This window comes from Variovorax multivorans (assembly GCF_051216835.1).
In the GTDB taxonomy this organism is placed as follows: Bacteria; Pseudomonadota; Gammaproteobacteria; order Burkholderiales; family Burkholderiaceae_C; genus Variovorax.
On record NZ_JBPJZL010000023.1, the window covers coordinates 24,141 to 49,552 of the forward strand.

Consider the following 25,412-nt stretch of genomic DNA (forward strand, 5'->3'; position numbering starts at 1 on the left):
TTACAGGCCGGCTTCGATTTCCGGCATCGCCATGCGTGCCTTCGCGAGCACCATGCCAAGGTTGGCACCCTTGCGGCACACGAAGACCGCGACCTGCTGCTGCCTCTTGCCGCGCAAGAACACATGGATCAGGTTGTTGCTGTTGACGATGACTTCCTGGAAGTAGTGCTGACCGTCCTCCGACACGCCGCGGGCTGTCCGAAAGAGCTTTTCGATGGCAACCACGTTGGGGCCCTGGAAGAGGTCGGCTGTTGCGGCGGCAAGCAACTCGATCACCTCTTGCGGATGCGAGTCCACCGTTTTTACGCCCAGCAGCATGCCGGATGCGAGATCGATGAATCCGGTGGCCACACATTCAGGGACGCTGGTAACTGCCTTCTGCAGCATGTTGTCAAGTTGGGACATTTCGAATTGCCTTTCGTGGATAGTTATCGAGGAGTTGTTGTCACGGACCTGGATAAAGTCACATCGCTGCGGCCCGCAGTTGTCGAAAGACTCGGCATGGCGGAGTTCATGCGCGCGACGGCCAGTGCGAACACATGGAGGAAGTCGACCTGGGCGGCGGATTGCACCCAGCCCAGGTGAAAGCGGCGGATCTGCTGCAAGGCAAGCTCGCCGGTGGTGCGCCCGCGCTGCAGCCAGATCCAATAGGCGCAAAGCGTGGTGCCCGTCCGCCCGAGTCCTGCGTGGCAGTGCACGGCCATCACCTCACCGCTGGCCAGCGAAGCTTCTATGCGTTGGCACAGCGCGATCGCCTGCGGAATATCCGGCGGCTGCATGTCCACCATCGGATCGTTCTCCACCGCCATGCCGTGGGCCTGGGCCAGTTCGGCGGGGAACGGCCGGTTGGTGACTGAGAACAACTGCGTGACACCGGCCGCCTGGAGCAGTTCGAGGTCGTATGCCGCAGGCCGCAGGAGGCCGGGCCATGGCGTGCCTGCGAGCCGTCCGGGAATCAGCCACGCGAATCCGTTGGGACCGGGCGAGCGAGGAGGAAGAGGATGATGGGGAGGAGGCGACGGCTTTGGCGCCGTGCTGGCAAGCTCCGGCGCCAGCTCTTTCTCAAGCTGATGCCGCGGCTCTTCCGGGCACGACCCCGTGCGTAAGAACAGTCGCCCCGACTCGCTGGCCGGGGCGGTGAAGAAGGCTTGTGCGCCACTGTGCTCCTGCACGCATCGGCTGGCGAGCAATACGACCGCGTCGGCGATGGCCCGGCTTTGGCCGAGGTTGTGCATCGCCACAAGAAGCGAACTTTGCTGCCGGAGCCGGCGCATCAGTGCGAGGATCGGCTCGGCCTGTTCGTCGGAAAGACCCGCAGTCGGCTCATCCAACAGCAGCAAGGGGGAAGTCACCATTGCGCGGCGCAACACCGACACCAGGCGCTGGTCCGACAGAGGCAGGCTGATGACCGGTACGTGCAGGTGCTGTACAAGCCGCTCCAGACCCAACGAGGCCAGCCATTGAGTGACATGGGCATGCTGCTGCGCGGCAGTCAAATTGGCGCGCTCGGGCCAGTCGTGAACAAGATTTTCAAGCACGGCGGACAGCAGCAGCTTGGCCTTCTGCATCACCAGCGGCGGATTTCGATCCGGCAGCACGTAGTCGACGCGGCCTTCGACTCGGATGGAGGGGTGGCCGGCGTTCTCGCCAGCCACTGTCCGCAGCAGCGCCGACTTGCCGGTGCCACTGGGGCCGAGCAGTACGGTGACCCCCTTCTCAGGCAGATCCAGATCGACCTGGCTCAGCACCTGACGGTCGTCGTAGGAAATGCAAAGACCGCGCAGCGACAGTACGCAGCCTGGAGCGGGAAGCCTCATGCGGCGCAGGGCTTGAGTGGCAACCGCTGCGAGACTTCCAGCATCGCCGCCAGCGTCACGAGCACATCCGAGCGGCTGCGCGCGTCCATGGACAGTACGGGAGGCGTGCACATCATGCAACCGCAGCGGTCCTTCACTGTCTTCAGAAAGCCGTCATAAATGTCCAGCGGTCGTTGCGGCGCGCGGTCGGTATGCGTGAGGCCGATCGCCATAGGCAGCCGCTGCCGTGGCACGCGCATCAGTGTGGAGTGATAGCGGCGGAGGTCGGCCACCGGATCTGCCGCGGAATGATCGAGCACCAAGAGCACGGCGTCGCTCTGCTCCAGCAGGATCTCCCACATGAAATCGAACCGGTCCTGCCCGGGCGCGCCATAGAGGACGATGCGGTCGGCGTCGCTCAACTGCAGGATCCCCATGTCCATGGCCACGGTGGTTGTCCCCTTGAGGTCGGAAACCTCGTCGGAGGCCCGCACATCGGTGTCTACCGCATCGATGTCACTGATCGTCCGCACCGCGGTGGTCTTGCCAGCGCCCACCGGACCGAGAAAGAGAATGCGACTCTCCATGCTCAGCTCAGCAACTTGGTCAACAGTTTGCCCCAGAGGGTGGTGCGTCGAGCAATCTCGGGTTCCACACTGGGAGCCTCTTCTTCGAGGATCGTCGTATTGCCTGGCTGATGCGCGTCGCAGGTCACGCGCAAGTGACCCGCATCATGCAGGGCATGGAGTACGGGCAAGACTTCCTCGCTTTCCAAGCCGAGCCGACGATGGATCAGAAATCCAACAGAGGGCGCGTAGGCAAGAAGCACGCAGATGCGTGCATAGCAACCAAGCCTGTCTGCCGGAACCTGTCTTAGTTGCGGCCAGCTCGCCAGGGTCAGCACCTTCGTTTCAAATATGTCGATGGCGCTCGTTGCGAGTCTCGGTGACAGGTAATCCATGTTTCAAGCGAAGGGGCGTGAACTTGCAGCTGATGAAGAGTCCCCCGTAGCTCTGCAAAGCCGTCAGACGGTGCCATGGAGAAAGATTGCGGCGCAAGCTTAATTCCAAAGTCTTAAATCTACTCGGATGAAAATCGGATTTCAGCCTCTCATTTTTGGATGCAATCGGGAGCAATGCCCCTGGTCTCGGCTGTGTCGCCTTTGAGGCTCGTGCAATGCGATGTTCCAAGATGGCTGCGCTGCTTGGCCAGTCGCAACTGACCGAATCTTGTCTAGCCGTACAGCGATGCGGCACGCCAGCTTTGCAGCGGTCTAGGGGCCGATGCCAATACTCTGGCCTTGTAGGCCTTAAGGCCACGGACTAGACTGAATTCACAGGGCGCCCGCGGTGCCGGGGGCCAAGGAGCCTGCCATGTACAAGCGCATTCTTGTCGCAACCGATGGCTCGGATTTGTCGGCTCAGGCGGTCGCCGCCGCCATTGAACTGGCTTTGCTGAGCAGTGCCGATCTGGTGAGCATGACGGTTGTGCACCTCCAGCCATACAGCTACTTCGAAGGCTCCATGGTGCTGAACCAGCGGGAGATCGAAACCATGCAGGAGCAGTCGGACGCCATGGCCCAGCAGTTGGTGGGAGCCGTCAAGTCCGCAGCGCTGGTCAAAGGTGTTCGCAATACACAAATCGTGGTTGCGCGATCGAACCAGATCGCCGAGGCCATCATCGCGACGGCCAAGAATCATCAGTGCGACCTGATCGTCATGGCGTCACACGGACGACGCAGCCTGGCACGGTTGCTCATGGGCAGTGAGACCTTGCATGTGCTGACCCACTCTCACATCCCCGTGCTGGTGCTGCGTTAGGCGTCACGCCGTCGCAGTGCGCTTCAGCAAGCTCTGAAGCCCGCAAGCCTGTGGCATACATTCACCGAACGGCACGGGCGCCGCGTCGGGAAGGGTCCTTGATCGATAGGACGTGAAATCTCACCATGGCCACCACCAGCGTCGCCGCTCCTGCCTGAGATCCAGTGGCCTCAAATCAAGGGTGTCGTAGTCCGGGAAGGGGGCACCAGCACGTCGACGCAGTTCAGCTTCCAACTGGTGAGCCACGCCGCGAGCATTCAGATCACCCTGCAGCGCTCTTCTGCGCCATTCGACCGCCCTTGCGCCCAGTTCCGCGTCGGGCAATTTTTCCAACTCGATCATGGAACGCATTGTGCCGAGGGATCAGAATCTTGTTCGGGCAGGTCCCGGTCCTCGATCAAGTGAGTCCCTTGTTCAAAGAACCGCTTGCTGGCTTCGCCAGCGCACATCTGCGGCGTTTCAGGTGTCCTCATTCGCCGTCAGCCCAGGCCCCTGGTGGAACACTAGGTCTTCCACAACCGCGCCACCTACCAAGTGCTGGGACAAGATGCGGTCCATGTTCTCTGGCGTGACGTTGTAATACCAAGTGCCGTCGGGCTGCACACACATCACCGGCCCGCCCTTGCAGGCGGCGAAGCAGCCGACGCGGCTGCGCTTGACGCGCAGTTCGCCCTCATTGAGCCCCGCCGCCTTGAACTTGTCGCCCAGACTGTCGAACAGATCCTGCGAGGCGCCGTCGGGGCTGCAGCGCGGGCCGGTGCAGACCAGCAGGTGGCGCTTGTAGCTGCCGATCTTCGGTTTGACGATCTCGGTCATTCCTGTGCCTCCTCGACCGGCGCGGCCGCAGCGCCCTCCTCCTCTGCTGGTGCTGCAAGCACGGCTTCGATGTAGTCAGCCGGCAGACAGTGCTGCACCGCCAGCACAGCAACGCTCATCCCTTCGGCATGGTCGGCACGCAGGTTGGCCATCCAGCCCAGAAGCCCGGTCGACAGCGAGCGGCCGGGCTTCTCGCCGCCGCGCGTGCTGCCACCGTCGTCCAGGTCGTACTTGTTGGCGTAACCGCGCGGCGTGACCATCAGGCCGTGCTGCAGGAAGGTGTGGCTGTTGCCGATGAGCACGGTCGTCAGCATGCCGATGTCGCACTCGCTCATGTGGGCCAGCGTGGTGAACTCGATGCGCTCGCGCCGGCGGTAGGCCGACTTGACCACCGCCACTGGCGTGCCCGGCCGACGGTGCCGTAGGAACAGTTGCTGTGCCTGCACGATCTGCTGCGTGCGCCGCCCGCTCTTCGGGTTGTAGAGGGCCACCACGAAGTCGGCTGCCGCCACCGCATCGAGCCGTCGTGCGATCACCGGCCAGGGCGTGAGCAGATCGCTCAGCGAGATCGAGCAGAAGTCGTGCGTGAGCGGCGCGCCCACCAGCGCCGCGCAGGCGTTGATGGCCGATGCGCCGGGCACCACCTCGACGGTGATATCCGAGTCCGGCGTCCAGCCGGCCTGGAATAACACCTCGTAGGTCGGGCCGGCCATGCCGTAGACGCCGGCATCGCCGCTGGAGATCAGCGCGACCTTCTTGCCCTCGCGCGCACGTTCGAGCGCGTTGACCGCGCGGTCGAGCTCTTCGGTCATGCCCTTGCGGATCACTTCCTTGCCCTCGAGCAGATCGGCCACCAGCTTGATGTAGGTGCTGTAGCCGACCACCACGTCGGCTTCGGCGATCGCGGCCAGCGCGCGCTGGGTCATATGGTCATGGCTGCCGGGGCCAATGCCGACGAGTGAGATCTTGCCGCTCATCGGTTCAACTCCAGGGCTGGCGCGGTGCGCACAGAGGTATTCATTGCGGGATCCATTCGGGATTGAGATTCAGGACATTCGCGCGATCGAGATCGTCGCGTGGCGCCCGTCGGCGCCGCGGTGTTTGTGCTTCGGGACGACCAGCGCCGTCATCGGCAGGCCGCCGCCGACCAGCAGCGCGGCCGCTTCGCTGACCGAGGGCGTGCCGGTGTGCCTGCGCACCGTCTCCGACGGATGCGGCACGGGCACGTCCGCCAGTTGCGCGGCGGGATAGAAGCGCATCGCCCAGCCGTGGGCTGCGGCCAGCGCCAGCAGGCCCGCCTCGTCGGCCTTCAGGTCGATGCTGGCCGATGCCGCCACCTGTGCCAATTGCGCACCGATGCTGGTCAGCGCTTCGTCGAGTACCTGCTGCAGCGTGGCCTGCGGCGTGCCGCGGTCGCAGCCCAGGCCGATGGCATAGCGCACCGGGCTCATTGGGGCGGCCTGTAGACCACAAGGCGCTCCGCCAGCGCGGTCCAGCGTTCGGCGCTCACCTCGGCCTGCGTGATCCACAGCACGGCCTTGAAGCGCGCGAGGTCGACCTCGCCGAATCGCGCAAACCGGTGGATGTTGGCCGGCAGAGGCGTCGGGCGGGTCCACCAATCGGGGCTGCCTGCCTCCTGAACCACCGCGATCGGTTCGCCATTCACGACATGGGCCGAGACGCGCGTGATGTTGATCTTGGGCGCCTCCACCTTCCAGCCGAGTTCACGCCCGAGGATGTCGACGGGGATGGTCTTGCCCACATCCGACGCAGTGGTCAGCACGGGTGTGGCCCCCAGCAGCGCGGCGACCTGCTCGGCCATCGCGTTGGCACCGCCGACGTGGCCCGAGAGCACCGGGATCACGAACTGCGCGGCATCGTCGACCACCAGCACGCCCGGATCTTCGTCCTTGTTCTTGAGGTGCGGTGCGATCAGGCGCACCACGGCGCCGAGCGAAACGAAGAACACGACCTGATCGAAGTCCGCGAACAGCGCGGCGATCTCGTCACGAAACGCGCCCGCGTACGCGCGCACGGGGTTGGGCAGGCCGGCCATGAGCGGCGCGAACTTGTCGGCCACGCACACGCTGGCCTCAGGCAACAGGCGCGCCAGTCCGGCCGTCTGCTGCGCGCCATGCTTGGTGATGGCAACAAGCACCACGCGGGGTGCGGTTTCCGCGGATGCGGCGTCATTCGTCATTCGGGTTGTCCTCTTCGATTTCGGTGCTGGTCTTCTTGCGGCAGCCGCGCACCAGCTCACCGCGTTCGCGGCCGGGGTTCTTCACCAGCAGCAGCGACAGGTAATTGACTTTCGTGCCCTTCAGGCTGGCCACCTCGTGCACGATACGTTCGACCGGCGAGCCGGCCTTCTCGATGAAACGGCTGTGTTCAAGCAGACCGCGCCGCGCCAGCAGGTCAACCAGGTCGTCGAGCAGCGGCTTGACCTTCATGAGCACCAGCGTGTCGAAGTCCTCGAGCATCTTCTCGACCGCGGCAATGCCGTAGGCCGCCGGCACGATGGCAACGGTGTCGTCCTGCTCGGACAGCGGCAACTGCAGCCGTGCGCAGGCCGCATTGAAAGAGGTCACGCCGGGCACGACCTCGATGCGCGCGGCCGGGTCGAGCTCGCGCAGCACGCGCGCCAGGTAGCAGAAGCTCGCGTAGGTGGAGGCATCGCCCTCGACCAGGAACAGCACATCCTGCCCGGTCGCCAGCAGCGCCCGCACGGCCTCGGCGGCCTTGAGCCAATGGCGCGCGAGCTTCTCGACGTCGTGCGTCATCGGGAACAGCAGGGCCTGATGCTGCGCGGGCGTCGACAGCCCGGCGCGCAGCGCGATGTCCAGCGCGTAGCTTTCCTTGCGCAGGCTGCGAACGGGATAGGTCCAGATGGTGTCGGGGCGCGTCAGGAGCGACCAGGCGCGGCGCGTGATCAGGTCGGGGTCGCCGGGGCCGAGCGACACGCCGTAGAGCATGCCGGGCGCCGTCATACCGTACCGCCCGCCTGCACGCAGGCCTCATCTCTTTTCGCGTGGGCCTCGCCCCTTTGCGCACAGACCAGCCACACCGGGTTCTCGGCCGCAAGCCGATGCATGTGCAGGATCGGCTTGCTGCGCGAGGCCTGAAGCTGCAGCACGTCCCAGCTCGCACCTTGCGCCTTCAACGCCTCGACCGCGCCCGCGAAGTTCTCGATGGTCACGAAATTCATCACCAGCCAGCCGCCCGGGCGCAGGCGCCGCAGCACCAGCGCAATGAGTTCGGCCAGTTCGCCGCCGGAGCCGCCGATGAACACCGCGTCCGGGTCGGCCCACGCCGCCAGGCCCTCGGGCGCCTTGCCGTGCACCAGGCTGTGGTTGCTCACGCCCATGGCCTGCCGGTTGCGCGCGACGATGGCACTGTCGTCCGCGTTCTTCTCGATCGCGTAGACGTGGCCGCGCCAGCACAGCCGTGCGGCCTCGAGCCCGACCGAGCCAGAGCCCGCGCCGATGTCCCATACCACGCTGTCGGCGCGCAACTGCATGCGAGCGAGCGAGACGGCACGCACCTCGTTCTTGGTGATCAGGCCCTTCTCGGGATGGCGCTGCTCGAAGCTGGCGTCCGGCAGGCCGAACAACACCTGCGGCGCACGCAGCCGGGTGCGCCAGAGCAGCACCACGTTCGGATCCGCAAAGCGCATCTGCGCCGCGGCGGTGATGCGCATGCCGCTGACCACGCGCTCCTCGGGCTGGCACAGACGCTCGGCGACGGCCATCTCGAAGTCGTCGGCCAGGCCCTCGGCCACGAGCATGCGCGCGATGCGGTCGGGCGTGTTGTCGGGGCTGGTGAGCACAGCCAGGCGATCGTGCTGGCGGATGTCGCGCAGCAGCGCATACAGGCCATGCGCGGGCGGCGAGCCCGGCAGCCAGTCGCCCGCGTCCTTGGCGTGCACGGAAGCGAACTTCATCTCCTGCCATGGCAGGCCAAGGCGCGCACAGGCCAACTGCAGCGTCGACACGTTGGGCAGGACCTCGATCGCCTCCAGGCACAGGTGCGCCGCCAGGAAGGCCGCGATGCCGTGGCACAGCGGATCGCCGGTGGCCAGGACGACCACGCGTCGCCCCTCGGCCTGCGCGGCGCGAATCCATTCGGGCACCTGCGACAGGTCGCCGGTCAGGTCGCGCTGCACCACATCGGGTGCGATGTGCGACGCGAACAGGGCCAGCGTGCGCGCGCCGCCGATCACCAGTTGCGCGTGCTGCAGATGCGCCAGCGCGCTGCGGCCGAGGCTCGCATCGCCGTCATCGAGCACGCCAAGAATTCGGCATTTGTTCATCATCTTGTCGGTGTTCAGGAGGCCTCCGCGATCTTTCGGCCTTCGAAGTCGCAGACCAGCACTTTCAGTTCGAATTGGTCGGGGTAGCGCGTGCGCAGCGTCTGGATGACGCGTTGTGCCAGCGCCGTGTGGAAAGCGGTGCCGAGCCCGAGCGCGTCCATGCGCTCGCCGGCATAGCGCGCAGTCTCGTTGCCGCGGATCGCGTCGCACACGTCGGGCGGCGCGCCGAGCCCTGCGGCCAGGTCGGCCAGCAGGCCGGTGTCGACCTCGGCGCGGCCGGCGTGGGTGATGGTCTCGCCCTGCGCGATCTTGGTGAGCTTGCCGACCATGCCGCCGATCACGACCCTCTTGATCCCGGCCTTGACCGCAGCGCCCATCGCATAGCGCAGGAAGTCGCCCATCTGCACGAAGGCCGGCTCGGGCAGCTCCGGCATTTCGGCCATCACGAACTTCTCGGTACGTCCACCGGTCGTGAGCACGACCACGCCATGGCCCAGCGTGCCCGCCATCTGCACGCCCTGCACCACGCTCGCGCGGTAGGCGGCGGTGGAATAGGGTTTGACGATGCCGGTCGTGCCCAGGATGGAAATGCCGCCGAGGATGCCCAGGCGTGCATTGAGTGTCTTCTTGGCCATCTCTTCGCCCTGCGGCACGGAGATCGCAACTTCGAGGCCGACCTGGTCGAGCAGCGTGGTGCCCACGGCGCGCACGTTCGCCTCGATGTTGCGGCGCGGCACCGGGTTGATGGCCGGCCCGCCGACGGCCAGCCCTAGCCCCGGCATGGTGACGGTGCCCACGCCGACGCCGCCCGCCAGCACCACCTGCCCTGCGAGCTCGGGCAACAGGCGCACGTCGGCCGTGAGATGGGCCTTGTCGGTGCAGTCGGGGTCGTCGCCCGCGTCCTTGATGACCATCGCATGCGCGCTCACGCCCGCGGTGTCGACGCGGCCGTCCTGCACCGCGAAGCGCACCAGGTCGCCGTTGGGCAGCAGACATTCGACCTCCTCGGGCACCCGGCCGGTGACCAGGCCGATCACCGCCGCGCGCGCTGCCGCGGCCGAACACGCACCGGTCGTGAAACCGGTGCGGGTGCCGCGGGGCGCGTCCTTGTTCATCATGCGGCGTGCTCGTGCGCCTCGGCCAGACCCAGCAGCGCGTGGATCGCGGCCACCACCAAGGTGGAGCCGCCCTTGCGGCCGCGAATCACGACCCAGGGCACGCCGGCCTCCAGCGCCATCAGGTCCTTCGACTCGGCCGCCGACACAAAGCCGACCGGCATGCCGACCACCAGCGCGGGGCGCGCGCCCTCTTCATGGATCAGCCGCACGATCTCGATCAGCGCGGTCGGTGCATTGCCGATGCCGATGATCGCGCCGTCGACCAGCCCCAAGCGGTGTGCCTTGCGCATGGCCTGCACGGCGCGTGTGGTGCCTTCGGCCGTGGCCTGCGCGATCACATCCTCGTCGCTGATGAACTGGTGCGTGCCCATGCCGAAATGGGCCAGGCGCGGGGCCGAGAGGCCCACGCAGATCATCTCGACATCGGCCACCACGCGGCTTGCTCGCGAACGGATGGCGGCGATGGCGGCGTCGACCGCGTCCGGGTGGAAGTCGGTCAGGCCGTTGAAGTCGAAATCGGCATTCGCATGGATCATGCGGCGCACCACGGGCCATTGATCGGCCGTGTAGGCGTGCGACGTCACCTCGCGATCGATCACCGCGAAGGAGTCGTGCTCGATGGTGCGGCCGGCCGCGGTAAGTTGCTCGGTGACGACGTTGGCCGCCATGGAAGACGTCGGTTTCATCGCAGTGCTGGCGCTGTGTCGTGCGCATGAGGGCAGCCATGCGCGTGGTCATGCGCGTGATCGTGCGGATGCGGATGCCCCTCGCCATGGCTGTGCAGCACCGCATCGTCATGGTGGTGGCCGCCCAGGCCGTGCGCCACCGCGAAGTCGCGGAACTTGCAGCCGTCGCAGGGCATGAGCGCGATCGGCACGCCGCGGCGCAGGTCGTTCACGCGTTGTTCCAGCAGCGCGAAGATCTCGGGCTCGAAGCCGAAGTACCGGGTCGAGACGAAGCGGATCGTCGGGTATTGCGCCTTCAGGTTCTCAACCTGGCGCGCAATGCGTTCGACCAACGTGCCGTTGAACAGGTAGTACGGCAGCACCACCACCTGCTTCATGCCCTGCAGGCTCTGGCGCTGCACGGCCTTCTCCAGGCGCGGGTAGGTGATGCCCGTGAAGGCCAGATCCACCAGTTCGTGGTCGGTCTCCTCCAGCAGCCAGCGCGCCATCTTCGCCATGTCGCCGTTGGCCTGTCGGTCCGACGATCCCCGGCCCAGGATCACCACGCCGGTGGTGGTCGGGTCGGGCATGTCCAGCGCCTGCATCGCGCCCTTGAGGCGCCGCCGCAGGATCGCGAGGATCGGGTCGCAGGCCGTGAGGTGCGGCGCATAGAGGAACTGCACCATCGGATACTGGAGCCGCGCACCATCGATGGCCTGCGGGATGTCCATCTTCACGTGGCCCGCCGCATTGAGGATGAGCGGCACCACGACCACGCGTTGCGCGCCCTCGGCCGCGCGGCGCAGGCCCTCGCTCATCGTGACCTCGGAGAACTCGATGAAGCAGACCTCGATGCGCCAGCCGGGTTGCCGCTCGCGCCATTGCGCCGCGAAAGCCTCGATCTCGTCGTTGCCGGATTTTTCGCGCGAGCCGTGGCCCACCAGGAGAATGGTTTCGGTGCTCATGGAAGGTCCTGCTGGAGGGTTTCGACGGGAACGCTCGCGCGCCGGAAGCGGTGCGTGAAACTCGCGTCATAGAGTTTGGATTTGGCGAGCGTGGTCCACTGCCGCGCGCCCAGCGTGGGGCTGGCGATGATCATCGACTGGCTCACGATGCGGGCTTCGCGGCACAGCGCCTGGATGGTGGCGACCGTGCCACGCACGATCTGCTCCTCACCCGGCCAACTCGCCTTGTGGACCACCACCACGGGCGCGTCGGGTGACCAGCCAGCGGCCGTCAGCGCGGCCGTGACCTTGCCGATCAACGTGATGCTCAGGAAGATGCACAGCGTGCTGTGGTGCGCAGCCAGCGCCTCGAGTGACTCGCCTTCCGGCATCGGCGTGCGCCCTTCGACGCGCGTGAAGATCACGGTCTGCGTGACCTCGGGCAGCGTGAGGCTCTCCACCGCCGCCGCCGCCGAGGCCATGGCGGAGGAGACGCCCGGTACGACGCCGATCGGCACGCCCGCCGCATCCAGCGGCTGCACCAGTTCGATCAGCGCGCCATAGAGACCCGGGTCGCCGGTCTGCAGGCGCACCACGGTCTGGCAGCGCGCGGCCTGCGCGATCAGCCATGAAGACATCTGCTCGAGCGTCATGTCCTTGCTGTCGGCGACAACGCAATCGGGGGGCGCCCAGCGCGTGGCGGCTTCGCTCACGAGCGAGCCCGCGAACAGGATCGCCCCGGCGCGTTCGATGAGGCCGCGGCCCTTGACGGTGATGAGTTCCGGGTCGCCCGGACCCGCGCCGACGAACCAGACGGTTCCCGGCGCGGACGTACGCAGGGCCGCGCTGCCCGCGGCGCTGCCTGGAGCGATGGCTCGCTCGTTCATGTTGGTTCCTCCGCGCCCGCCGCGCGATAGATGGTCGGTAAGACCCGGCGGGAGGGAGAAATCGGGAGGCGTCCGTGGATGCGGCGCCGACGGATGCGAGGATGCATCGAGCCAGACGCCATGCGTCGCCCGCCGATCCTCGCCCACCGCAAGGTCATGCGCTGGTCGTCAGGCCGGTCTCCGGGCTCGCGAGCGGAGGGCCATCGGCTCTCCCGCAAAGACCGCCTTCCCGTGCTTTTCGTGACACAGTGGCGCGGGACCGAATCCCGGGGTTTTGCTTTTGACTCGCTTACCGTTGCGGGGGCAGCGTCGGCATGGCGCGGTGTTTACCACCGCTGCGCACCGACTTCCCGTTTCACCCTGGCCGCCCCGCCGTTTCCACGGGACGCTAGGACACCTGACAACGCGCTCAAAGTGTATCAGCCGCTATGGCTGGGCGCTGGCAGGGGCCGCCGCCGGAGTCGGCCGTCGACCTCAGGAGCCGTCATGCGTCTCGAAACACCCCAGCCCGCCATCCATACTGTTTCTTCTGCGGTGGCACTTGTCCCTTACATCAAGCTCCTGAAGGAGCCCTTCCCCCCGGCCTCGACCTCAACCCAATACCAAGACAACGAGGTTCATAGGCTTATGACGCAATTGAAGGCTTGGTCGCCCGACTTTCGCGCCACGGGCGTAGCGGGACTGATCGATCCGCACCTGGTCTCCCCATCGCGCTGGGCGATCCGGCACGGCGATCTCTTCCACGCTGTCGGTGCCGACGAGTTGCAGGAGCAGATGCGTGAAGCGGGCGGAAACATGGTTCCAATTCTGGTCCGGCCATGCTCGCCGTCCTCAGTGCACCCGGAGTTTCCGGAAGCGAGGTTCGAAGTGTTGTCGGGACTCAAGCGCTTGATGGTCGCCCTTCGCCTGGAGAGACGAGCTTGCGAGCGCAACGACAAGCACACGCGCTCGCCATCAAGCCAATTTACGACTTGATCAGACCTTCCTTAGGTCACCCTTGGAGTTGCAATACCGGGACGCAGGGGCGCTGAAGCGAGCCTGGGACGAAGATCCGGAAAAGATGGCTTTTCGGGCGACCAAGGCGGCCGCATTTCAGGGGGAACTGGATCGTCTTGCGGTGCTGGCGCTGCTGCTCGGAAACGAAGAGCCAACGGAGTCGAAAGCTCAATTGCCGAAACCGGATGTGAACGTGATTCTGGAAGGAGTTCTCGTTGCCGTAATTTCAACGACGGCGAAGGGACTGACAACGATCAAGCTGAAGCGGAAGGATCTTTCTGCAGCAGCGATCGAGTCGCTTAGGACGGCGCTCGAAAAAATGGGGGACAGTGCCGAGGGGGTTTCATTGATGCCGGTGTGTGTTGACGACGACGGCATGTGTGTGCTGGCCAAACACTTGGAGCGTGGCCGCTTCATCTGGCCGCAGACCGAGTCGGGCTCGATCTCGCTGAGCGGTGCACAGCTCGAATCCAGTCTTCGTGCGAATACATGAACTACCTCTTGGTAGTCCAAGTTTTTGTCCGCCTCCCCATCGGGTCAGGACTCCATAGAAATCAACACTCTTAGCTCAGAAGGCCAAGCAAAGCGGCCCTCACTACTGCCCCCGTCTTGTTCGCAGCTCGAAGCTTTACCACGGCATTCTTCAGATGGTAGTTCACCGTGTCGGCCGAGATGCAAAGTATCTCAGCAGCCTCGCTCGATGTCTTGCCATCAGCTAACCATTGCAATATCTCGATCTCGCGCGAAGTCAATGGCACATCTTGTTCAATATTCAAGCGAGGCGATACCACTCTCGCAAGGGCTTGATGACATATGTTGACCAACCAGCGCATGTGCGATTCGTTGGCATCAAGCTCCGCCTGACTGAGCGGCGTTGCTCGCCGCGAAAGCGTCAGCATTCCGACTCCCCCATGCCCGTCAAAACAGGACTGGGCCCACCCGATATTGAGTCCGAATGAGCGTGCTGAATGCCAGAACCCCCTCGCACTTTCAAAAATGTCATCGCTCCAAACGAGTGCGGTTTGGCTTTTCCGGCAATGAATCACTGTCGGATCAATGTGCAGATACCCCTTTTGCACATAGAGCTCCCGCCACTCGCTCGGGTAATTGTTGATCATGAAAACCTTCGGACTAGTCAGTGGCAGCGGGTGGCGTAGACCGTACGCACAATACTCGAAGCCGAGTTCTCGTGCTGATGAGAGAACAAGTGCGAACACCTCCTCTTCCCCAGAGGTTCGGTTCAAGGCCGTCAGCAGCGTCTCCGACCACTTGTTCATAGCTCTACCTCACGTGTTGCGTCAAGTCAGTTTTTGAGTCCAAGCAGCATGAAATGTACGATCGGGTTCACTTTAAATGTTGTGCAAATTGTGCCGACTCGTTGTCATCGACTTTGGGCATCCGACCTACCTCCATCCTGGCCCAGCTTGCTTTCCGGTGGCTGATCGTTGAGTTGCACACGTTCGCCTGCCGTAGGCGAATACGCATTTCTGGTTAGACACCGGTCTCGCGCGATGGCCATCTGCGTATATCGGTGAATCAGCTCCTGACACTCGATGTTTGCCATCTCATAACAGGGATAGAGGGAGACAACTCCAGACGCAGACCGCTTCTGCGGCACACAGGCCAATATCAGCGGGTTCACTGAGTAGAAGGGCGTCGGAATCCCCACTTTCTATCGGCTGGGATTGGTGGTTGAGGTCTGCCTTTCCGAGACTCGCTTTGTGCGAGTCGGCCTACTGCGACGCAACGTCCTCTTGATCGGCGAGGACGAAATTGATCTTGATTTCACTCCAAACCTTATCGCACTCGCAACTGCTGTAGATCGCCTCGACTGACACGCATTCGCACGCAATTCGTTCTGCAAATCTCAGACCAGATGAACTACCAGAATTGGCAGTTCCGAGATCACTCAGCCAACGGTGAAATCCACCTCCACGCACAACGCAAAGAGGTCAAGGTGGAGATTCTTACTGGTCGATCCGACTCTCTAGCTCCTGGCACTCTTCACGAGCTGGCCAAGTATCGCTACAAGATCTTCGTCGAGAAACTCGGCTGGAAGCTGGTCACCGCACATGACACCGAATTGGACCAATTCGACCGCGACGACACGATGTATCTACTTGCGCGAGGGGACGCCGGCGAGGTAATCGGCACCGCCCGTCTACTTCCCACCGTTCGCCCGTATCTGCTTGGCGAGGTGTTTCCGCAGCTAATCCCGGGCGAGCCCCCCCGGGACCCAGAGGTCTGGGAGCTTTCGCGGTTCGCAGCGAGCGGCGACGAAATCGCAGCCTCCGGTGCACTTTCGCAATTTGCATCTACGAAGGTGATTGCATTACTTGAGGCGGCGCTGCGCTTCGCAGCTGCTCACGGCGTACATCGGCTGATCACTGTGTCCCCCTTGGGCATTGAGCGCCTTTTACGTCGATACGGATTCGCGGCGCACCGTGCAGGACCTCCGGCCATCGTTGACGGCCAGCCCATTTTTGCGTGTTGGATAGACACAGCCTTGGCATGCAGTTCGCCCACGTCAGCTCCAAGCAAGTTTGCTACCCGTGCGGTGTGAAGAAGCAGGTGGACTGATTTGACCAAACCCGCTTGTCACTGCCCACAGGAGATGTCGTGCCCCGTACCAGCATCCAGCCCACCGGCACCCCTTCACTTGCCCTGCACTCCAACCCTGTGCTGCTCGGCGGTGAGAATCGCTCCGGTACCACTTTGCTCAGCATCCTGCTTGACTCCCACTCCGATCTGGTCGTCGGCCCGGAGATCGATTTCACCGAACCCGTCGACCTCGGCCCGCACATCCTCGCGGTATGCGACCTGATGGACCTCCACGCCTCGCAGCTCGCCGATGCGACGAAGGACAGCGTTGCCCCTGAGTGGTTCGACGGTGCTCACTTCGTTGTGCAGTGCGAACGATTCGGTCTCAGCCGTGACGACATACGGAACCTGGTAACCCGCCTGATGGTCGAACGCGGCACCGATCTGTCCGCGTTGGAGGATCGCTGTCTGCTCATCGACTCCATCGGCGAATTCCGACGTAAACAGACGGGGGCCGGAAGATGGGGCCTGAAGCTTCAGCGGCGGATTCAGGACATCGGCACGTATGCCGCGATCTGGCCACAAGCCCATTTCATCCACATCATCCGCGATGGCCGTGACCTGGCTGCGTCCCATATCAAGACCGTCCCCGACTGGGGCTACCGGACGGTCGAGCAGGCCGCGCGCGGATGGCTGGAGGTTCTCACCCGACCCCGCCAAGCTGCCCCCGACGGTCGCTATCTGGAAGTACGGTACGAGGACTTGGTCAGCCAGCCTCGCCAGACCATCGGGCAGATGCTGGACTATCTCGGACTGCCATGGGACGAGGCAGTCCTGCACCACGCAGAGCAAAAGCACGCACTGTTCGACAAACCCTGGGGCCATCCTGCGGCAAAAGCCGCCAACAAACCGCTGTACACGGGGCGTAACGGCCGATATCTGCACGACCTCACGTCCGGGGAAATCAAGGCGTTCGAGCAGATCGCAGGGAAGGAACTGGAACGCCTGGGCTACGGCCTATCGACACCGCATACCGAGAACGCGAGATGAGCCAGAAGACGCACGAAGCGCCTCGACTGTCTCGCAGCTTTTACCTGCTTCTCACAGGCCAGGTGGTCTCCTTCTTGGGCTCTCAGGTGACGCTTCTCGCCCTTCCTCTGACCGCGATCCAACTGCACAGCGCGGGGCCGCTCGAGACTGGGGTATTGCTCGCCTGCGGACGGGTTCCGTACCTGTTGCTGGGCCTGCCCGCTGGAGTCCTCGTCGACCGGGTCTCGCACCGGATCCTTCTGATGACGGCGAACACTGCAATGGCGTTCACCTTGGCCACCGTGCCGCTGGCTGCTTCTCTGCACGGAAACGTCAGCATGCTTCACCTGTATATCGTCGCCGTTCTTGTGGGTGCGGCCACGGTGATCGCCGATGTGGCCTTCCTGGCGTGTGTGCCAACCGTCGTGCGGCGTCCGCAACTGGTAAAGGCGCAGAGCAGACTGGAGTTGGGACAGTCGGCGGCGCTGGTGCTTGGCCTGCCTCTCGCGGGCTGGCTGATCGCCACCGTTTCCGCGCCCATTGCGATACTCGCGGACGCAGCGTCGTTCCTGTTAGCGACGGCGCTGCTCCCGTACGTGGCGATGAGGCCAGAGAGAGCCTCGTCGGCTACGGAGGGCTGCAAGGACCATCGGAGCGTCATGCGAGGCAGCAGCAGTATCGGCCGCGTCCTCTCGGAGGCGGCCGAGGGTGCATTGTTCGTGCTGCGCACGCCTCGACTGCGCGCGGTCACCCTTGCCACCGGCACGCTCATCTTTTGCTACAGCGCCTACTCTGCGGTCTTCCTGGTGTACCTGACCGAAGCGCTGAGACTGACCGGCGCCGAGGTCGGCACAGTCACGGGCATCGCTGCGGTTGGAGCTGTCGCAGGCTCGTTGCTCGCCCGTCCAGTTGCCAGGGTGCTGGGCTTGGGTCGCGTGCTGGTCGCAGCCCTCCTCGCCAGCGCCGTCGGCGCGGTACTTACCCCGGTGCTTCAAGAGTCGGGATGGCTGGCGGCAGGGCTGTCGCAACTCCTGCTATGGACCGGCCAGCAGGTCTACAACGTCCACCAGGTACCGATCCGCTACGCACTGACGCCACCTGAGCTGCACGGCCGGGTGAACGCGAGCATCCGCACAGTCGTCTGGGGTCTGGCTTCGCTGGGTGCCCTGCTGGGAGGCGCCTGTGGAATGTGGCTGGATTCCCGAACAACGTTGCTGTTCAGCGGCGCCCTGATCGCGACAGCCACCGCTTGGATTTTGGCGTCCGACCTGTGGACAGTGCGCACGCCGCAGCTTGCGGAAGCACAAGTCGCGCCGACATCCGCGCCAACCGTTTTCATTCCTCGCAGATAGGACATGCCCAATCATGAAATTCACTGACATGTCGTCACTCAGCCTGTCTCCAGGCCGCCTCACCGTCTGGCGAGCCCGCGCCCCGGACAGGTCCGCGGCGGCCTGGGTAGCCGATCTCCGGCGAGCGTCCCACGTCCAGGAAGCACTCATCACATGCGCAATCGAGGCGGCAGGCGAAGGTCCTATGCCACCGTCCTGGCTGGGTTGCGCCTTCGAACTGCCCGCCGAGCTCGATGCGAACGCCTTCGCCACGGCCCTGTGCGACTGGGCGAATCGCCACGAAACCCTGCGCAGTCACCTTGCTCCTGCATCCAGCTCCACCCCGGAGGCCGGCCTGCAGCGCATGACACTATCGGCCGGTGCCGTGAGTATTCAACCCAGTGCAGAGGGAGATTTTGCCGACGGCCGGAAACTGGCGTGGCACCTGGAGGAGTTGTTCGACAGCGAGGCCGGTCCCCTCGCTTGGCCTGGATATATCTGTACCACCATCAGCGGCCCGGAGGCGACCACGGTCTGTCTCGCCGCCGATCACAGCCTGATCGATGGTTACTCGGTTTGCCAGACCATATATGAGATCCAAGCCTTGTACGCCGCAGCACTCGCCATTTCCAATGGCACGCCTGCCCCGCCTCCTCTTCCCCCCGCGGCCAGCTATCTTGATTTCGCTGAGGCCGAACGGACCGCCGCCGATGCGCTGACCGCCGACCACGAATCCATCGTCCACTGGCGGCGATTCCTCGCCAAGGGCAGCGGCCGCCTGCCGGAGTTCCCTTTACCGGTCAGCGATCTGAGCAACAGCTCCGGCACCCAGACAAGTGGACGCAGCGAATTGCTTGACGCATCCGCCGCACGCGCCTTCGACCGAGTCTGCCGCGCAGCCGGAGGCGACGCCGCATCCGGGCTGCTCGCCTGCTTCGCCAAGGTCGGCCATGAAATCACCGGCTCAGACGAGTTTCGCACCATGGTCCCCATCAATACCCAGACCAGCGCCTGGCAATGGTCCATCGGCTGGTATGTGGGAATGGTCCCGGTTGCCTTCCCCTTGAGCGCAACCGACTCCTTTGACGAGGCGGTGAGTGCCGCGTTCTCCAGTCTCGACGAAGCCAAGGAGTTGGCCCGGACACCGATGTTGCGGGTGGCGGAACTGCTGGGCCACCCCCTGCGCGATCCTTTCATGATCTCGTACATGGACGCTCGCCGTACCCGCGGCAGTCGCGACTGGAACCGTTGGCGAACCATCGCCCTGCGTAGCCGCTGCACCGATCCGGACGAGGTGTGCCTTTGGATCTCGCGAACTCACGACGGCCTATTCGTCGACTACCGCCACCCCGCCACCGACCCAGCGGGCATTGCGGTTTCCCACTACGTGGCACGTACGAAGCACCTCCTGGTCACCGTCGCGAGCACCGGCTGCTGGCCCGCCACACCCAGACCCAGAGGCGAGGACCACTGTCTGTGACAAGCATCAGACATATTTCGGCCGCCTCCTGTGACTACACGAACTTCGACGCGATCATCGTTGGCTCTGGGCCCTCTGGATCGATCGCCGCGCGGACACTGGCGGAAAAAGGTTACCGCGTGGCCATCCTGGAATTTGGAGGCCTGGTTTCCCCGGGCGCCATGTACGGCCCTCATCAAGCAGCCTACAGCCGCGCATTCACTTCTTCGGATGGCCCCGCCGACGGCAATCCATGGACCGCGTGCGGTGTCGGCGGCGGAATGCAGTTCTACAACGCGATCACGTTGAGATACCGGCAGGCGGATCTGTCGGCCTCCCGATATCTTGCGACCGACATGGAGGTCGACTGGCCCATCGCCCTCCAGGACCTCGAACCCTTCTACGCGGAGATCGAGCATCTCCTGGAGGTCAGTGGTTCGAACGGATTTCCATCGTATCCGGCCAGCCCTCGCGGACTCATGCTGTCCAACGCGATGCGGGAGCTCGGAATAAGACCGCAGCGTATTCCACTGGCAATCCGCCCGCCAGGGACCCGCAAGGGATGCATCGCATGTTCAGCCTGCGATGAACTGGTGTGCCCCACGGAGGCGAAAGCATCCGTGCTGGCCAGGAACATCCTGGACGACGACGCCCTGCCGGGAATGATCTCGGTTCTGTATGGCTGTTTTGTCAATCGGATCGCGCTGCGCAACGACGCCACGGCGGAAGCCCTTGAGTGCTATGTGCCGCTCTCATCGGAACTGATCCGCATCCCGGTCGACAGGGTGATCGTCTGCGCAAACGCCGTGCAAACAGCCGCATTGATGCTTCGGTCGAAGAGCGTGCATGCGCCGAAGGGAATAGGCAACGGCTCCGACCTTGTCGGACGAGGCCTCTCATTCAAGATCAGCGGCTACTCGGTCGGCCACGTGAAGTCTGCCGATTGCAACTCCGCTGCATTGGCCCCTCACTGGGGAACTCATGCGACCGTGTATACGGACCAGTTCTACGAGCATGTCGATGTGCCTTGCGGGTTGGGCGGCCTCATCTACGAGGCGAATCTCCCATCGCCGCATGAAAACACCGGTCTTGTGCGCCTGCACTACATCGCCGGTGAGGAACCATGGTCACACAACCGCGTCGTGCTGGACGAGACCGTTGACCACCACGGTATCCCTCGCATTCGTTTCGAATACGCCAATTCGCAAAATGATCGCGCGCGAATTGGTTTTCTCGCCGACCGCGCGGATGAAATTCTGCGCCACCTTGGCGCAGGTCGAATCGAGCGAGAGCCTTTTGCCCACTCAAAAGGCAGCTCCCACCTGCACGGCACGATGCGCGCCGGGTGCGACCCCAGGACCTCGGTCGTAGACAGCTGCGGACGCATCCATGGATTCAAAAACATTCATGTCATGGATGGCTCCGTCATGAATTTCGCAGGGAACAGCAATCCGACTCACACCATCATGGCCAATGCGAGGCGAATGGCCATGTCACTCGATGAAAGGGTAATTTGAATGCTCGATTTTGAAGCTACCGGACATTTGGCCGAATGGGAACGTGAAACCCGTTCATCCATCCTGTTTCGCTCAGCCAACGGCGCGATGGCGGAGGATATCAACGGCAAAACCTATATGGACATGACGTCCTGCAGCGGGGCTTCACCGTTCGGCAGCAATGATCCGGTATTCAAGGCCAAGCTGGCGCGTTCGATGGAGCAGGAAGCCGACATCTTGCCATCGCCGGTGAGCCTGCAACGCCAGATGCTGGCCCGGAAAATCTCGATGATGTTCCCAGACACGCCCAGAGTGTTCTTTCTGAGGACGGGGTCTTGTGCAACGGAAGCAGCGGTTCGGATCGCCCGGCACCGAACAGGCCAGTCGATCATCCTGACGGCTGGCTTCCATGGATGGCACGACATCTTTCAGCAGCATCCCTGGTCGGACAATCCGCCAGCCAGCGATCAGCACATCCACGATTTTCAGTATGACCTCGAGATCCTGGAGCAGCAACTGGCCAAGAACGAGGGGAAAGTCGCAGGGATTTTTTTCACGCCCGAGCCCTCGGTCTTTCCCCCTGAACTGCTGCAGGAAATCTCCAGGCTGGCAAGGCTGCATGGCGCATTGCTGATCGTCGACGAGGTCCTGTGCGGACTTCGTTACGCCAAGGGGGGCTACTGCCAGAAACATGGCGTGAAAGCCGACCTCATTACGTTGGCCAAGGGGATCGCACAAGGTGTCGGCCTTTCCGCGGTGGTCGGCACCATGGATGCCATGGCGGGAGCCGACAGGGCCTATCTCGGCAATACCTACCTGCGCGAGAACCGGGCCTTTGTGGCTGGCAACCTGACACAGGAAATCTTTGAAGAAGCCGGAATTGCGGCCCGTCTCGCCGAAGTTGGCTCAACGCTCAAAAGTCTGTTCCAGACCTCGTTCGAGCGCAGCGAAATACCAGCGCGCGTTCTCGGCAGCGACACCATGTTCGACATTGTTCTGCCCACAAAAAGGCATGGAAAGGCCTTCGCACAGAGATGTCTGCAACATGGCATCTACACCGGCTACCCGGCAACGTACATGAGCAATGTGTCCATGCATGAAGCGTTCTTCAAAGCTTTGCAGCCGGCACTTGAGCGAACGCTCGCAGACTACCGCAAGGACGAGGACATGGCTGTCGAGGTCACTGCCGCGTCCGTGGCCGAATACTGCGCCGAGGCGTTTCGTGCCACGGAAAAAGCATGTCTGTCCAACAAGCATCACTGGGCATGACAGGAACAGCGCCGTGAAGGATCAAACAAAAAAGACCCACCACCGGTTCGTCCCGTGGCTGGGAGATCCCCCGGAAGAAGCCATGACCGAAATTCGGATCGAAGACTACGATCACGTGGCCTTTGATCTGGACGGAGTCCTTGTGGATTCGGAGGCAGTGATCGAAAGCGCACTCCGCCGCTGGGCGCGGGAAGCGCAGATTTCTCCGGATCACGTCATGCGGATGTCGGCCTCCCGCCGGGATGTCGACTTGGTGGCGTCGATTGCGCCCGGCCTCTCGCCCGAACGCGAAGCAGCCCGCATTGCGAATTACGAGATCCAGGCGATGGGACTGCTGCAACCGATCCGGGGCGCCGCAGAGTTCTATGGCTCGATCCCTGCCGCACGGAAATCCATCGTGACCTCTTCGGCCAGGGTTTCTGCGCTTGCCCGGCTCGCGACGGTCGGAATCTCTTGCCCAAAAATCATGATTGCGGCCGAGGACGTGAGCCAGGGAAAACCGCATCCGCAACCCTATCAAACGCTGTTGCGCATGTTGCGTATCTCTCCCAAAAGATGCCTGGTTTTTGAGGACTCCCGAACCGGAATTGAAGCGGCAATCGCTGCAGGGTGCGCCTGCATCGGTGTCGGCCTCAATGCCAAAGGCCACCGCGACATCGACGGCTGGATAGAGGATTTTCGTAAGATTTCCTTTGTAAGCGGCTGCGCCGAACTTGCCGACCAGATAAAAATAAAGGCCACGCAATGAAAGTATCAACACAAGGCCGCACACCGCTATTTGATGAGGTGCTGGTAGAAGGCTCGGTACTTGAAAAGTACATCGCGAAGCCCGAGGACTACAAGGAGCTTCTCGCTGAGCTATTTTGTTCCTCCAGAGAAACTCGAGACAAGATCGGCAATCGTTGTATTTGGCATATAAACTCCACCGCATTCGGCGGCGGGGTGGCCGAAATGCTTCCGCACCACATATGCCTCCTTCGAGAACTTGGCTTTGATGCGCGCTGGCTCATCTTCAAACCAAAAGAAGAACATTTCTTTCAATTCACCAAGGGAATTCACAATTCCCTTCACAACGCCGCGGCGGTAGGCCTGAATGAATTGTTGCCGCACTACTTGGCGGAATCAAATCAAGGCGCCATGGAGCTGGAGAGAATCATCGAGCCTGATGATTTTCTGGTTACTCATGATCCTCAGCCTCTTTGTGCTGTATCACAGTTTCTGGATTCTCATCCGCACCCAGCCATCTGGCGATGCCATATCGGCTACCCTGAACAGACCTCTACGGTCGACAAAATATGGCAGCTTTTGGGGGAATATCTCCATCCATTTGAGCGCATTGTCTTAAGCAATAAGAGATATGCCTTTGAAACAAGCCGCCCTATAGACATTATCCAGCCATCGATCAGTCCGTTCTCAAGCAAGAACCGCAACCATACGGGGCCAGTTGGCCAGTCGCTGGAAAATTTGGTTTTGTTTAACAACTGCGATTCAGAGCCCGGCCCAACACTTCAGAACATTCTCGACTCGCGGTATTTTTTGCACGTATCCAGGTGGGATGGACTGAAAGGTATTGACCGGATCATTGCTGCCTTCGAGCGCTTCATGACGGCGGCGTTCGACGAGGTGTCCGATATGCGTCTGGTGATCGCTGGACCGGATCCCATGGCCGTTGCTGACGATCCGGAAGGGCGGGCGTATTTCGAGCAATGTGTGACCCTGTGCTCCCAATTACCCAAGCAGGTGCGGCTGCGCGTGTACCTGGCCTGTGTCTCGATGAAGGACAACGACGCGAATGCCGAAATTGTCGGTCGGCTACAACAGAGCGCGCATGGGGTATTCCAGCTCTCCCGCGAAGAGGGCTTCGGGCTGACAACAACGGAGGCCTTGTTCCGAGGAAAACCAGTTGTGGTGTCGTCCGCCTTTGGTCTGAAAACGCAAATCACAAATGGACTGAATGGCGTTGTCCTCGACGAGCCGGACATCGAGGTCAAAGCGGCAGAAATGATGCATCGCCTTGCGACCCGTTATGGTGACTTCGAATTGATGGCCAAAACCGGGCGCGCAAACTGTTTGCACTCGAGTACGCAGATCTCACAAATTCCAAAATGGTATAGAGCGATTCGGTCGGCTCTGACGAGTTTTGAGCGGCGTGATCCGGCTGGCGTGCGCTGACGCGCGCTGCCTATTGAATGGCCTGCAAGGCGCGTCTGCACCCGCTTGCAGCGTCCGCCCCAACCTGAAACAGCGAAAGGAATACCATGCTCCCCGATGCAATCCACACCGTACCGTTGTCCCGAGCGATTGGGCCAGATGACCGTGCAGCGCGGCTGAAGCAAAGCCCTGCATGCTTTTGGCTGACGGGGCTATCTGGTGCGGGCAAGAGCACCATTGCCAGCGCGCTGGAGTTGAGCCTCTGGCAAAACGGGAAACACGCCTATGTTGTCGATGCCGATGTCGCCCGACAAGGACTAAATGCCGATCTGAAATTCAGCCAAGCCGACCGCAGCGAAAACGTGCGCCGCCTCGGCTACCTGGCGCACAGCATCGTCGACGCCGGATTGATCGTGATTGTCACGGCCATTTCTCCATACTCGAAAGATCGAGGGCTGGTGCGTGCACTGTTCCAGCCACACCAATTCTTCGAAGTGCATGTAAGCAGCAGTCTGACGACCTGCATCGCGCGCGATCCCAAGGGACTGTACGCGCGCGCGCGTCAAGGTCAATTATGCCAACTAACAGGCTGGGATGCCCCCTACGAAATCCCGCAATCGCCCGACGTTAAAATCGACACGGCTGAAGTTACTGTTGAGGAGGCAGTGCAAAAAATTTTGCTGCTTTCGACCTGCTAAATCGAAAACCCGAGTTCTAGTCTTACTGTGTCACAAGAGTAGCTTTACGCCCGCCCTTCCGCAGCAGGGGCACTGCCCGAGACGAGC

28 protein-coding genes and 1 riboswitch are annotated in these 25,412 nt (G+C 62.8%); of the genes, 12 read left to right on the forward strand and 16 right to left on the reverse strand.

Annotated features, from left to right (window positions below; all coding sequences use genetic code 11):
• The 4 genes from ACSFCA_RS34075 to ACSFCA_RS34090 are packed head-to-tail and all read right to left on the reverse strand — an operon-like array spanning window position 1 to window position 2,757.
• Complete coding sequence (locus tag ACSFCA_RS34075; RefSeq protein ID WP_435462608.1) at window positions 1-405, reverse strand: hypothetical protein; 405 nt, start codon at window positions 403-405, stop codon at window positions 1-3.
• 23 nt (window positions 406-428) lie between these two features.
• Entirely contained in the window at window positions 429-1,817 is a 1,389-nt protein-coding gene (locus tag ACSFCA_RS34080; RefSeq protein WP_435462609.1) for an ATP-binding cassette domain-containing protein, read from the reverse strand.
• On the reverse strand, window positions 1,814-2,383 hold the full coding sequence (locus ACSFCA_RS34085) for a GTP-binding protein (RefSeq protein WP_435462610.1): 570 nt from the start codon (window positions 2,381-2,383) through the stop codon (window positions 1,814-1,816). The genes ACSFCA_RS34080 and ACSFCA_RS34085 overlap by 4 nt, the downstream gene beginning before the upstream one ends.
• 2 nt (window positions 2,384-2,385) lie before the next feature.
• Window positions 2,386-2,757, reverse strand: a complete 372-nt coding sequence (locus ACSFCA_RS34090; RefSeq protein ID WP_435462611.1) for a hypothetical protein — start codon at window positions 2,755-2,757, stop codon at window positions 2,386-2,388.
• Between the two features lie 412 nt (window positions 2,758-3,169).
• Here ACSFCA_RS34090 and ACSFCA_RS34095 point away from each other — a divergent pair, with 412 nt between their 5' ends.
• A complete protein-coding gene (locus ACSFCA_RS34095) occupies window positions 3,170-3,616 on the forward strand; it encodes a universal stress protein (RefSeq protein ID WP_435462612.1) in 447 nt (148 codons plus the stop codon).
• A gap of 120 nt (window positions 3,617-3,736) precedes the next feature.
• Here ACSFCA_RS34095 and ACSFCA_RS34100 read toward each other — a convergent pair whose 3' ends face one another.
• From ACSFCA_RS34100 to cobM, 11 genes are all read right to left on the reverse strand, one after another.
• Window positions 3,737-3,967, reverse strand: coding sequence for a hypothetical protein (locus ACSFCA_RS34100; protein ID WP_435462613.1), 231 nt, complete (start codon window positions 3,965-3,967; stop codon window positions 3,737-3,739).
• Window positions 3,968-4,075: 108 nt separating this feature from the next.
• Window positions 4,076-4,432 carry a (2Fe-2S) ferredoxin domain-containing protein gene (locus tag ACSFCA_RS34105; protein ID WP_435462614.1) on the reverse strand — a complete coding sequence of 119 codons (357 nt, stop codon included), beginning with the start codon at window positions 4,430-4,432 and terminating at the stop codon, window positions 4,076-4,078.
• Window positions 4,429-5,409 (reverse strand): precorrin-3B C(17)-methyltransferase, encoded by a 981-nt coding sequence (gene cobJ, locus ACSFCA_RS34110; RefSeq protein WP_435462615.1) that lies wholly within the window; start codon window positions 5,407-5,409, stop codon window positions 4,429-4,431. The genes ACSFCA_RS34105 and cobJ overlap by 4 nt, the downstream gene beginning before the upstream one ends.
• A 69-nt stretch (window positions 5,410-5,478) precedes the next feature.
• Window positions 5,479-5,883 carry a cobalamin biosynthesis protein gene (locus tag ACSFCA_RS34115; RefSeq protein ID WP_435462616.1) on the reverse strand — a complete coding sequence of 135 codons (405 nt, stop codon included), beginning with the start codon at window positions 5,881-5,883 and terminating at the stop codon, window positions 5,479-5,481.
• Window positions 5,880-6,632 (reverse strand): cobalamin biosynthesis central domain-containing protein, encoded by a 753-nt coding sequence (locus ACSFCA_RS34120; RefSeq protein ID WP_435462617.1) that lies wholly within the window; start codon window positions 6,630-6,632, stop codon window positions 5,880-5,882. The genes ACSFCA_RS34115 and ACSFCA_RS34120 overlap by 4 nt, the downstream gene beginning before the upstream one ends.
• Window positions 6,622-7,419 carry a precorrin-2 C(20)-methyltransferase gene (gene cobI, locus ACSFCA_RS34125; RefSeq protein WP_435462618.1) on the reverse strand — a complete coding sequence of 266 codons (798 nt, stop codon included), beginning with the start codon at window positions 7,417-7,419 and terminating at the stop codon, window positions 6,622-6,624. Before cobI ends, ACSFCA_RS34120 begins: the two co-directional genes overlap by 11 nt.
• Entirely contained in the window at window positions 7,416-8,741 is a 1,326-nt protein-coding gene (cbiE, locus tag ACSFCA_RS34130) for a precorrin-6y C5,15-methyltransferase (decarboxylating) subunit CbiE (protein ID WP_435474796.1), read from the reverse strand. The genes cobI and cbiE overlap by 4 nt, the downstream gene beginning before the upstream one ends.
• A 14-nt stretch (window positions 8,742-8,755) precedes the next feature.
• Entirely contained in the window at window positions 8,756-9,859 is a 1,104-nt protein-coding gene (locus ACSFCA_RS34135) for a cobalt-precorrin-5B (C(1))-methyltransferase (protein WP_435462620.1), read from the reverse strand.
• Window positions 9,856-10,545: a precorrin-8X methylmutase gene (locus ACSFCA_RS34140; RefSeq protein WP_435462621.1), complete on the reverse strand. Its 690-nt coding sequence runs from the start codon at window positions 10,543-10,545 to the stop codon at window positions 9,856-9,858. The genes ACSFCA_RS34135 and ACSFCA_RS34140 overlap by 4 nt, the downstream gene beginning before the upstream one ends.
• Window positions 10,542-11,489 carry a sirohydrochlorin chelatase gene (locus ACSFCA_RS34145; RefSeq protein ID WP_435462622.1) on the reverse strand — a complete coding sequence of 316 codons (948 nt, stop codon included), beginning with the start codon at window positions 11,487-11,489 and terminating at the stop codon, window positions 10,542-10,544. Before ACSFCA_RS34145 ends, ACSFCA_RS34140 begins: the two co-directional genes overlap by 4 nt.
• A complete protein-coding gene (gene cobM / locus ACSFCA_RS34150; protein ID WP_435462623.1) occupies window positions 11,486-12,355 on the reverse strand; it encodes a precorrin-4 C(11)-methyltransferase in 870 nt (289 codons plus the stop codon). The genes ACSFCA_RS34145 and cobM overlap by 4 nt, the downstream gene beginning before the upstream one ends.
• Before the next feature lie 154 nt (window positions 12,356-12,509).
• Window positions 12,510-12,771: riboswitch (cobalamin riboswitch) on the reverse strand.
• Between the two features lie 70 nt (window positions 12,772-12,841).
• On the opposite strand from cobM, the gene ACSFCA_RS34155 reads away from it, so the two are divergent.
• Entirely contained in the window at window positions 12,842-13,330 is a 489-nt protein-coding gene (locus tag ACSFCA_RS34155) for a ParB N-terminal domain-containing protein (protein WP_435462624.1), read from the forward strand.
• Window positions 13,331-13,352: 22 nt separating this feature from the next.
• Window positions 13,353-13,844, forward strand: a complete 492-nt coding sequence (tnpB, locus tag ACSFCA_RS34160) for an IS66 family insertion sequence element accessory protein TnpB (protein WP_435462625.1) — start codon at window positions 13,353-13,355, stop codon at window positions 13,842-13,844.
• A 70-nt stretch (window positions 13,845-13,914) separates the two neighbouring features.
• Here tnpB and ACSFCA_RS34165 read toward each other — a convergent pair whose 3' ends face one another.
• Window positions 13,915-14,628, reverse strand: coding sequence for an autoinducer binding domain-containing protein (locus ACSFCA_RS34165; RefSeq protein WP_435462626.1), 714 nt, complete (start codon window positions 14,626-14,628; stop codon window positions 13,915-13,917).
• 599 nt (window positions 14,629-15,227) lie between these two features.
• On the opposite strand from ACSFCA_RS34165, the gene ACSFCA_RS34170 reads away from it, so the two are divergent.
• The 9 genes from ACSFCA_RS34170 (at window position 15,228) to cysC (ending at window position 25,325) form a co-directional block, all read left to right on the forward strand.
• Window positions 15,228-15,914 (forward strand): acyl-homoserine-lactone synthase, encoded by a 687-nt coding sequence (locus tag ACSFCA_RS34170; RefSeq protein ID WP_435462627.1) that lies wholly within the window; start codon window positions 15,228-15,230, stop codon window positions 15,912-15,914.
• A 56-nt stretch (window positions 15,915-15,970) separates the two neighbouring features.
• A complete protein-coding gene (locus ACSFCA_RS34175; protein ID WP_435462628.1) occupies window positions 15,971-16,942 on the forward strand; it encodes a sulfotransferase family protein in 972 nt (323 codons plus the stop codon).
• Window positions 16,939-18,273 (forward strand): MFS transporter, encoded by a 1,335-nt coding sequence (locus ACSFCA_RS34180; RefSeq protein ID WP_435462629.1) that lies wholly within the window; start codon window positions 16,939-16,941, stop codon window positions 18,271-18,273. The genes ACSFCA_RS34175 and ACSFCA_RS34180 overlap by 4 nt, the downstream gene beginning before the upstream one ends.
• Before the next feature lie 184 nt (window positions 18,274-18,457).
• Window positions 18,458-19,732: a condensation domain-containing protein gene (locus ACSFCA_RS34185; protein WP_435462630.1), complete on the forward strand. Its 1,275-nt coding sequence runs from the start codon at window positions 18,458-18,460 to the stop codon at window positions 19,730-19,732.
• On the forward strand, window positions 19,729-21,228 hold the full coding sequence (locus ACSFCA_RS34190; RefSeq protein WP_435462631.1) for a GMC oxidoreductase: 1,500 nt from the start codon (window positions 19,729-19,731) through the stop codon (window positions 21,226-21,228). The genes ACSFCA_RS34185 and ACSFCA_RS34190 overlap by 4 nt, the downstream gene beginning before the upstream one ends.
• Complete coding sequence (locus ACSFCA_RS34195; protein ID WP_435462632.1) at window positions 21,229-22,476, forward strand: aminotransferase class III-fold pyridoxal phosphate-dependent enzyme; 1,248 nt, start codon at window positions 21,229-21,231, stop codon at window positions 22,474-22,476. It begins immediately after the preceding gene.
• A gap of 13 nt (window positions 22,477-22,489) precedes the next feature.
• Window positions 22,490-23,224, forward strand: coding sequence for an HAD-IA family hydrolase (locus tag ACSFCA_RS34200; protein ID WP_435462633.1), 735 nt, complete (start codon window positions 22,490-22,492; stop codon window positions 23,222-23,224).
• Window positions 23,221-24,648: a glycosyltransferase gene (locus tag ACSFCA_RS34205; protein WP_435462634.1), complete on the forward strand. Its 1,428-nt coding sequence runs from the start codon at window positions 23,221-23,223 to the stop codon at window positions 24,646-24,648. Before ACSFCA_RS34200 ends, ACSFCA_RS34205 begins: the two co-directional genes overlap by 4 nt.
• A gap of 86 nt (window positions 24,649-24,734) precedes the next feature.
• Window positions 24,735-25,325: an adenylyl-sulfate kinase gene (cysC, locus tag ACSFCA_RS34210; protein ID WP_435462635.1), complete on the forward strand. Its 591-nt coding sequence runs from the start codon at window positions 24,735-24,737 to the stop codon at window positions 25,323-25,325.
• The last annotated feature ends 87 nt before the right edge of the window (window positions 25,326-25,412 follow it).

Excerpts from the sequence above, each read along its gene's own strand:
- cbiE (WP_435474796.1), bottom strand. The coding sequence starts at position 8,741 with ATGAACAAATGCCGAATTCTTGGCGTGCTCGATGACGGCGATGCGAGC.
- ACSFCA_RS34120 (WP_435462617.1), bottom strand. The coding sequence starts at position 6,632 with ATGACGAATGACGCCGCATCCGCGGAAACCGCACCCCGCGTGGTGCTT.
- ACSFCA_RS34145 (WP_435462622.1), bottom strand. The coding sequence starts at position 11,489 with ATGAGCACCGAAACCATTCTCCTGGTGGGCCACGGCTCGCGCGAAAAA.
- ACSFCA_RS34195 (WP_435462632.1), top strand. The coding sequence starts at position 21,229 with ATGCTCGATTTTGAAGCTACCGGACATTTGGCCGAATGGGAACGTGAA.
- ACSFCA_RS34075 (WP_435462608.1), bottom strand. The coding sequence starts at position 405 with ATGTCCCAACTTGACAACATGCTGCAGAAGGCAGTTACCAGCGTCCCT.
- ACSFCA_RS34090 (WP_435462611.1), bottom strand. The coding sequence starts at position 2,757 with ATGGATTACCTGTCACCGAGACTCGCAACGAGCGCCATCGACATATTT.
- ACSFCA_RS34170 (WP_435462627.1), top strand. The coding sequence starts at position 15,228 with ATGAACTACCAGAATTGGCAGTTCCGAGATCACTCAGCCAACGGTGAA.
- ACSFCA_RS34095 (WP_435462612.1), top strand. The coding sequence starts at position 3,170 with ATGTACAAGCGCATTCTTGTCGCAACCGATGGCTCGGATTTGTCGGCT.
- ACSFCA_RS34135 (WP_435462620.1), bottom strand. The coding sequence starts at position 9,859 with ATGATGAACAAGGACGCGCCCCGCGGCACCCGCACCGGTTTCACGACC.
- ACSFCA_RS34085 (WP_435462610.1), bottom strand. The coding sequence starts at position 2,383 with ATGGAGAGTCGCATTCTCTTTCTCGGTCCGGTGGGCGCTGGCAAGACC.
- cobI (WP_435462618.1), bottom strand. The coding sequence starts at position 7,419 with ATGACGGCGCCCGGCATGCTCTACGGCGTGTCGCTCGGCCCCGGCGAC.
- ACSFCA_RS34115 (WP_435462616.1), bottom strand. The coding sequence starts at position 5,883 with ATGAGCCCGGTGCGCTATGCCATCGGCCTGGGCTGCGACCGCGGCACG.
- ACSFCA_RS34080 (WP_435462609.1), bottom strand. The coding sequence starts at position 1,817 with ATGAGGCTTCCCGCTCCAGGCTGCGTACTGTCGCTGCGCGGTCTTTGC.
- ACSFCA_RS34205 (WP_435462634.1), top strand. The coding sequence starts at position 23,221 with ATGAAAGTATCAACACAAGGCCGCACACCGCTATTTGATGAGGTGCTG.
- ACSFCA_RS34180 (WP_435462629.1), top strand. The coding sequence starts at position 16,939 with ATGAGCCAGAAGACGCACGAAGCGCCTCGACTGTCTCGCAGCTTTTAC.
- ACSFCA_RS34155 (WP_435462624.1), top strand. The coding sequence starts at position 12,842 with ATGCGTCTCGAAACACCCCAGCCCGCCATCCATACTGTTTCTTCTGCG.
- ACSFCA_RS34140 (WP_435462621.1), bottom strand. The coding sequence starts at position 10,545 with ATGAAACCGACGTCTTCCATGGCGGCCAACGTCGTCACCGAGCAACTT.
- cobM (WP_435462623.1), bottom strand. The coding sequence starts at position 12,355 with ATGAACGAGCGAGCCATCGCTCCAGGCAGCGCCGCGGGCAGCGCGGCC.
- ACSFCA_RS34105 (WP_435462614.1), bottom strand. The coding sequence starts at position 4,432 with ATGACCGAGATCGTCAAACCGAAGATCGGCAGCTACAAGCGCCACCTG.
- ACSFCA_RS34165 (WP_435462626.1), bottom strand. The coding sequence starts at position 14,628 with ATGAACAAGTGGTCGGAGACGCTGCTGACGGCCTTGAACCGAACCTCT.
- ACSFCA_RS34100 (WP_435462613.1), bottom strand. The coding sequence starts at position 3,967 with ATGCGTTCCATGATCGAGTTGGAAAAATTGCCCGACGCGGAACTGGGC.
- ACSFCA_RS34185 (WP_435462630.1), top strand. The coding sequence starts at position 18,458 with ATGCCACCGTCCTGGCTGGGTTGCGCCTTCGAACTGCCCGCCGAGCTC.
- cobJ (WP_435462615.1), bottom strand. The coding sequence starts at position 5,409 with ATGAGCGGCAAGATCTCACTCGTCGGCATTGGCCCCGGCAGCCATGAC.
- cysC (WP_435462635.1), top strand. The coding sequence starts at position 24,735 with ATGCTCCCCGATGCAATCCACACCGTACCGTTGTCCCGAGCGATTGGG.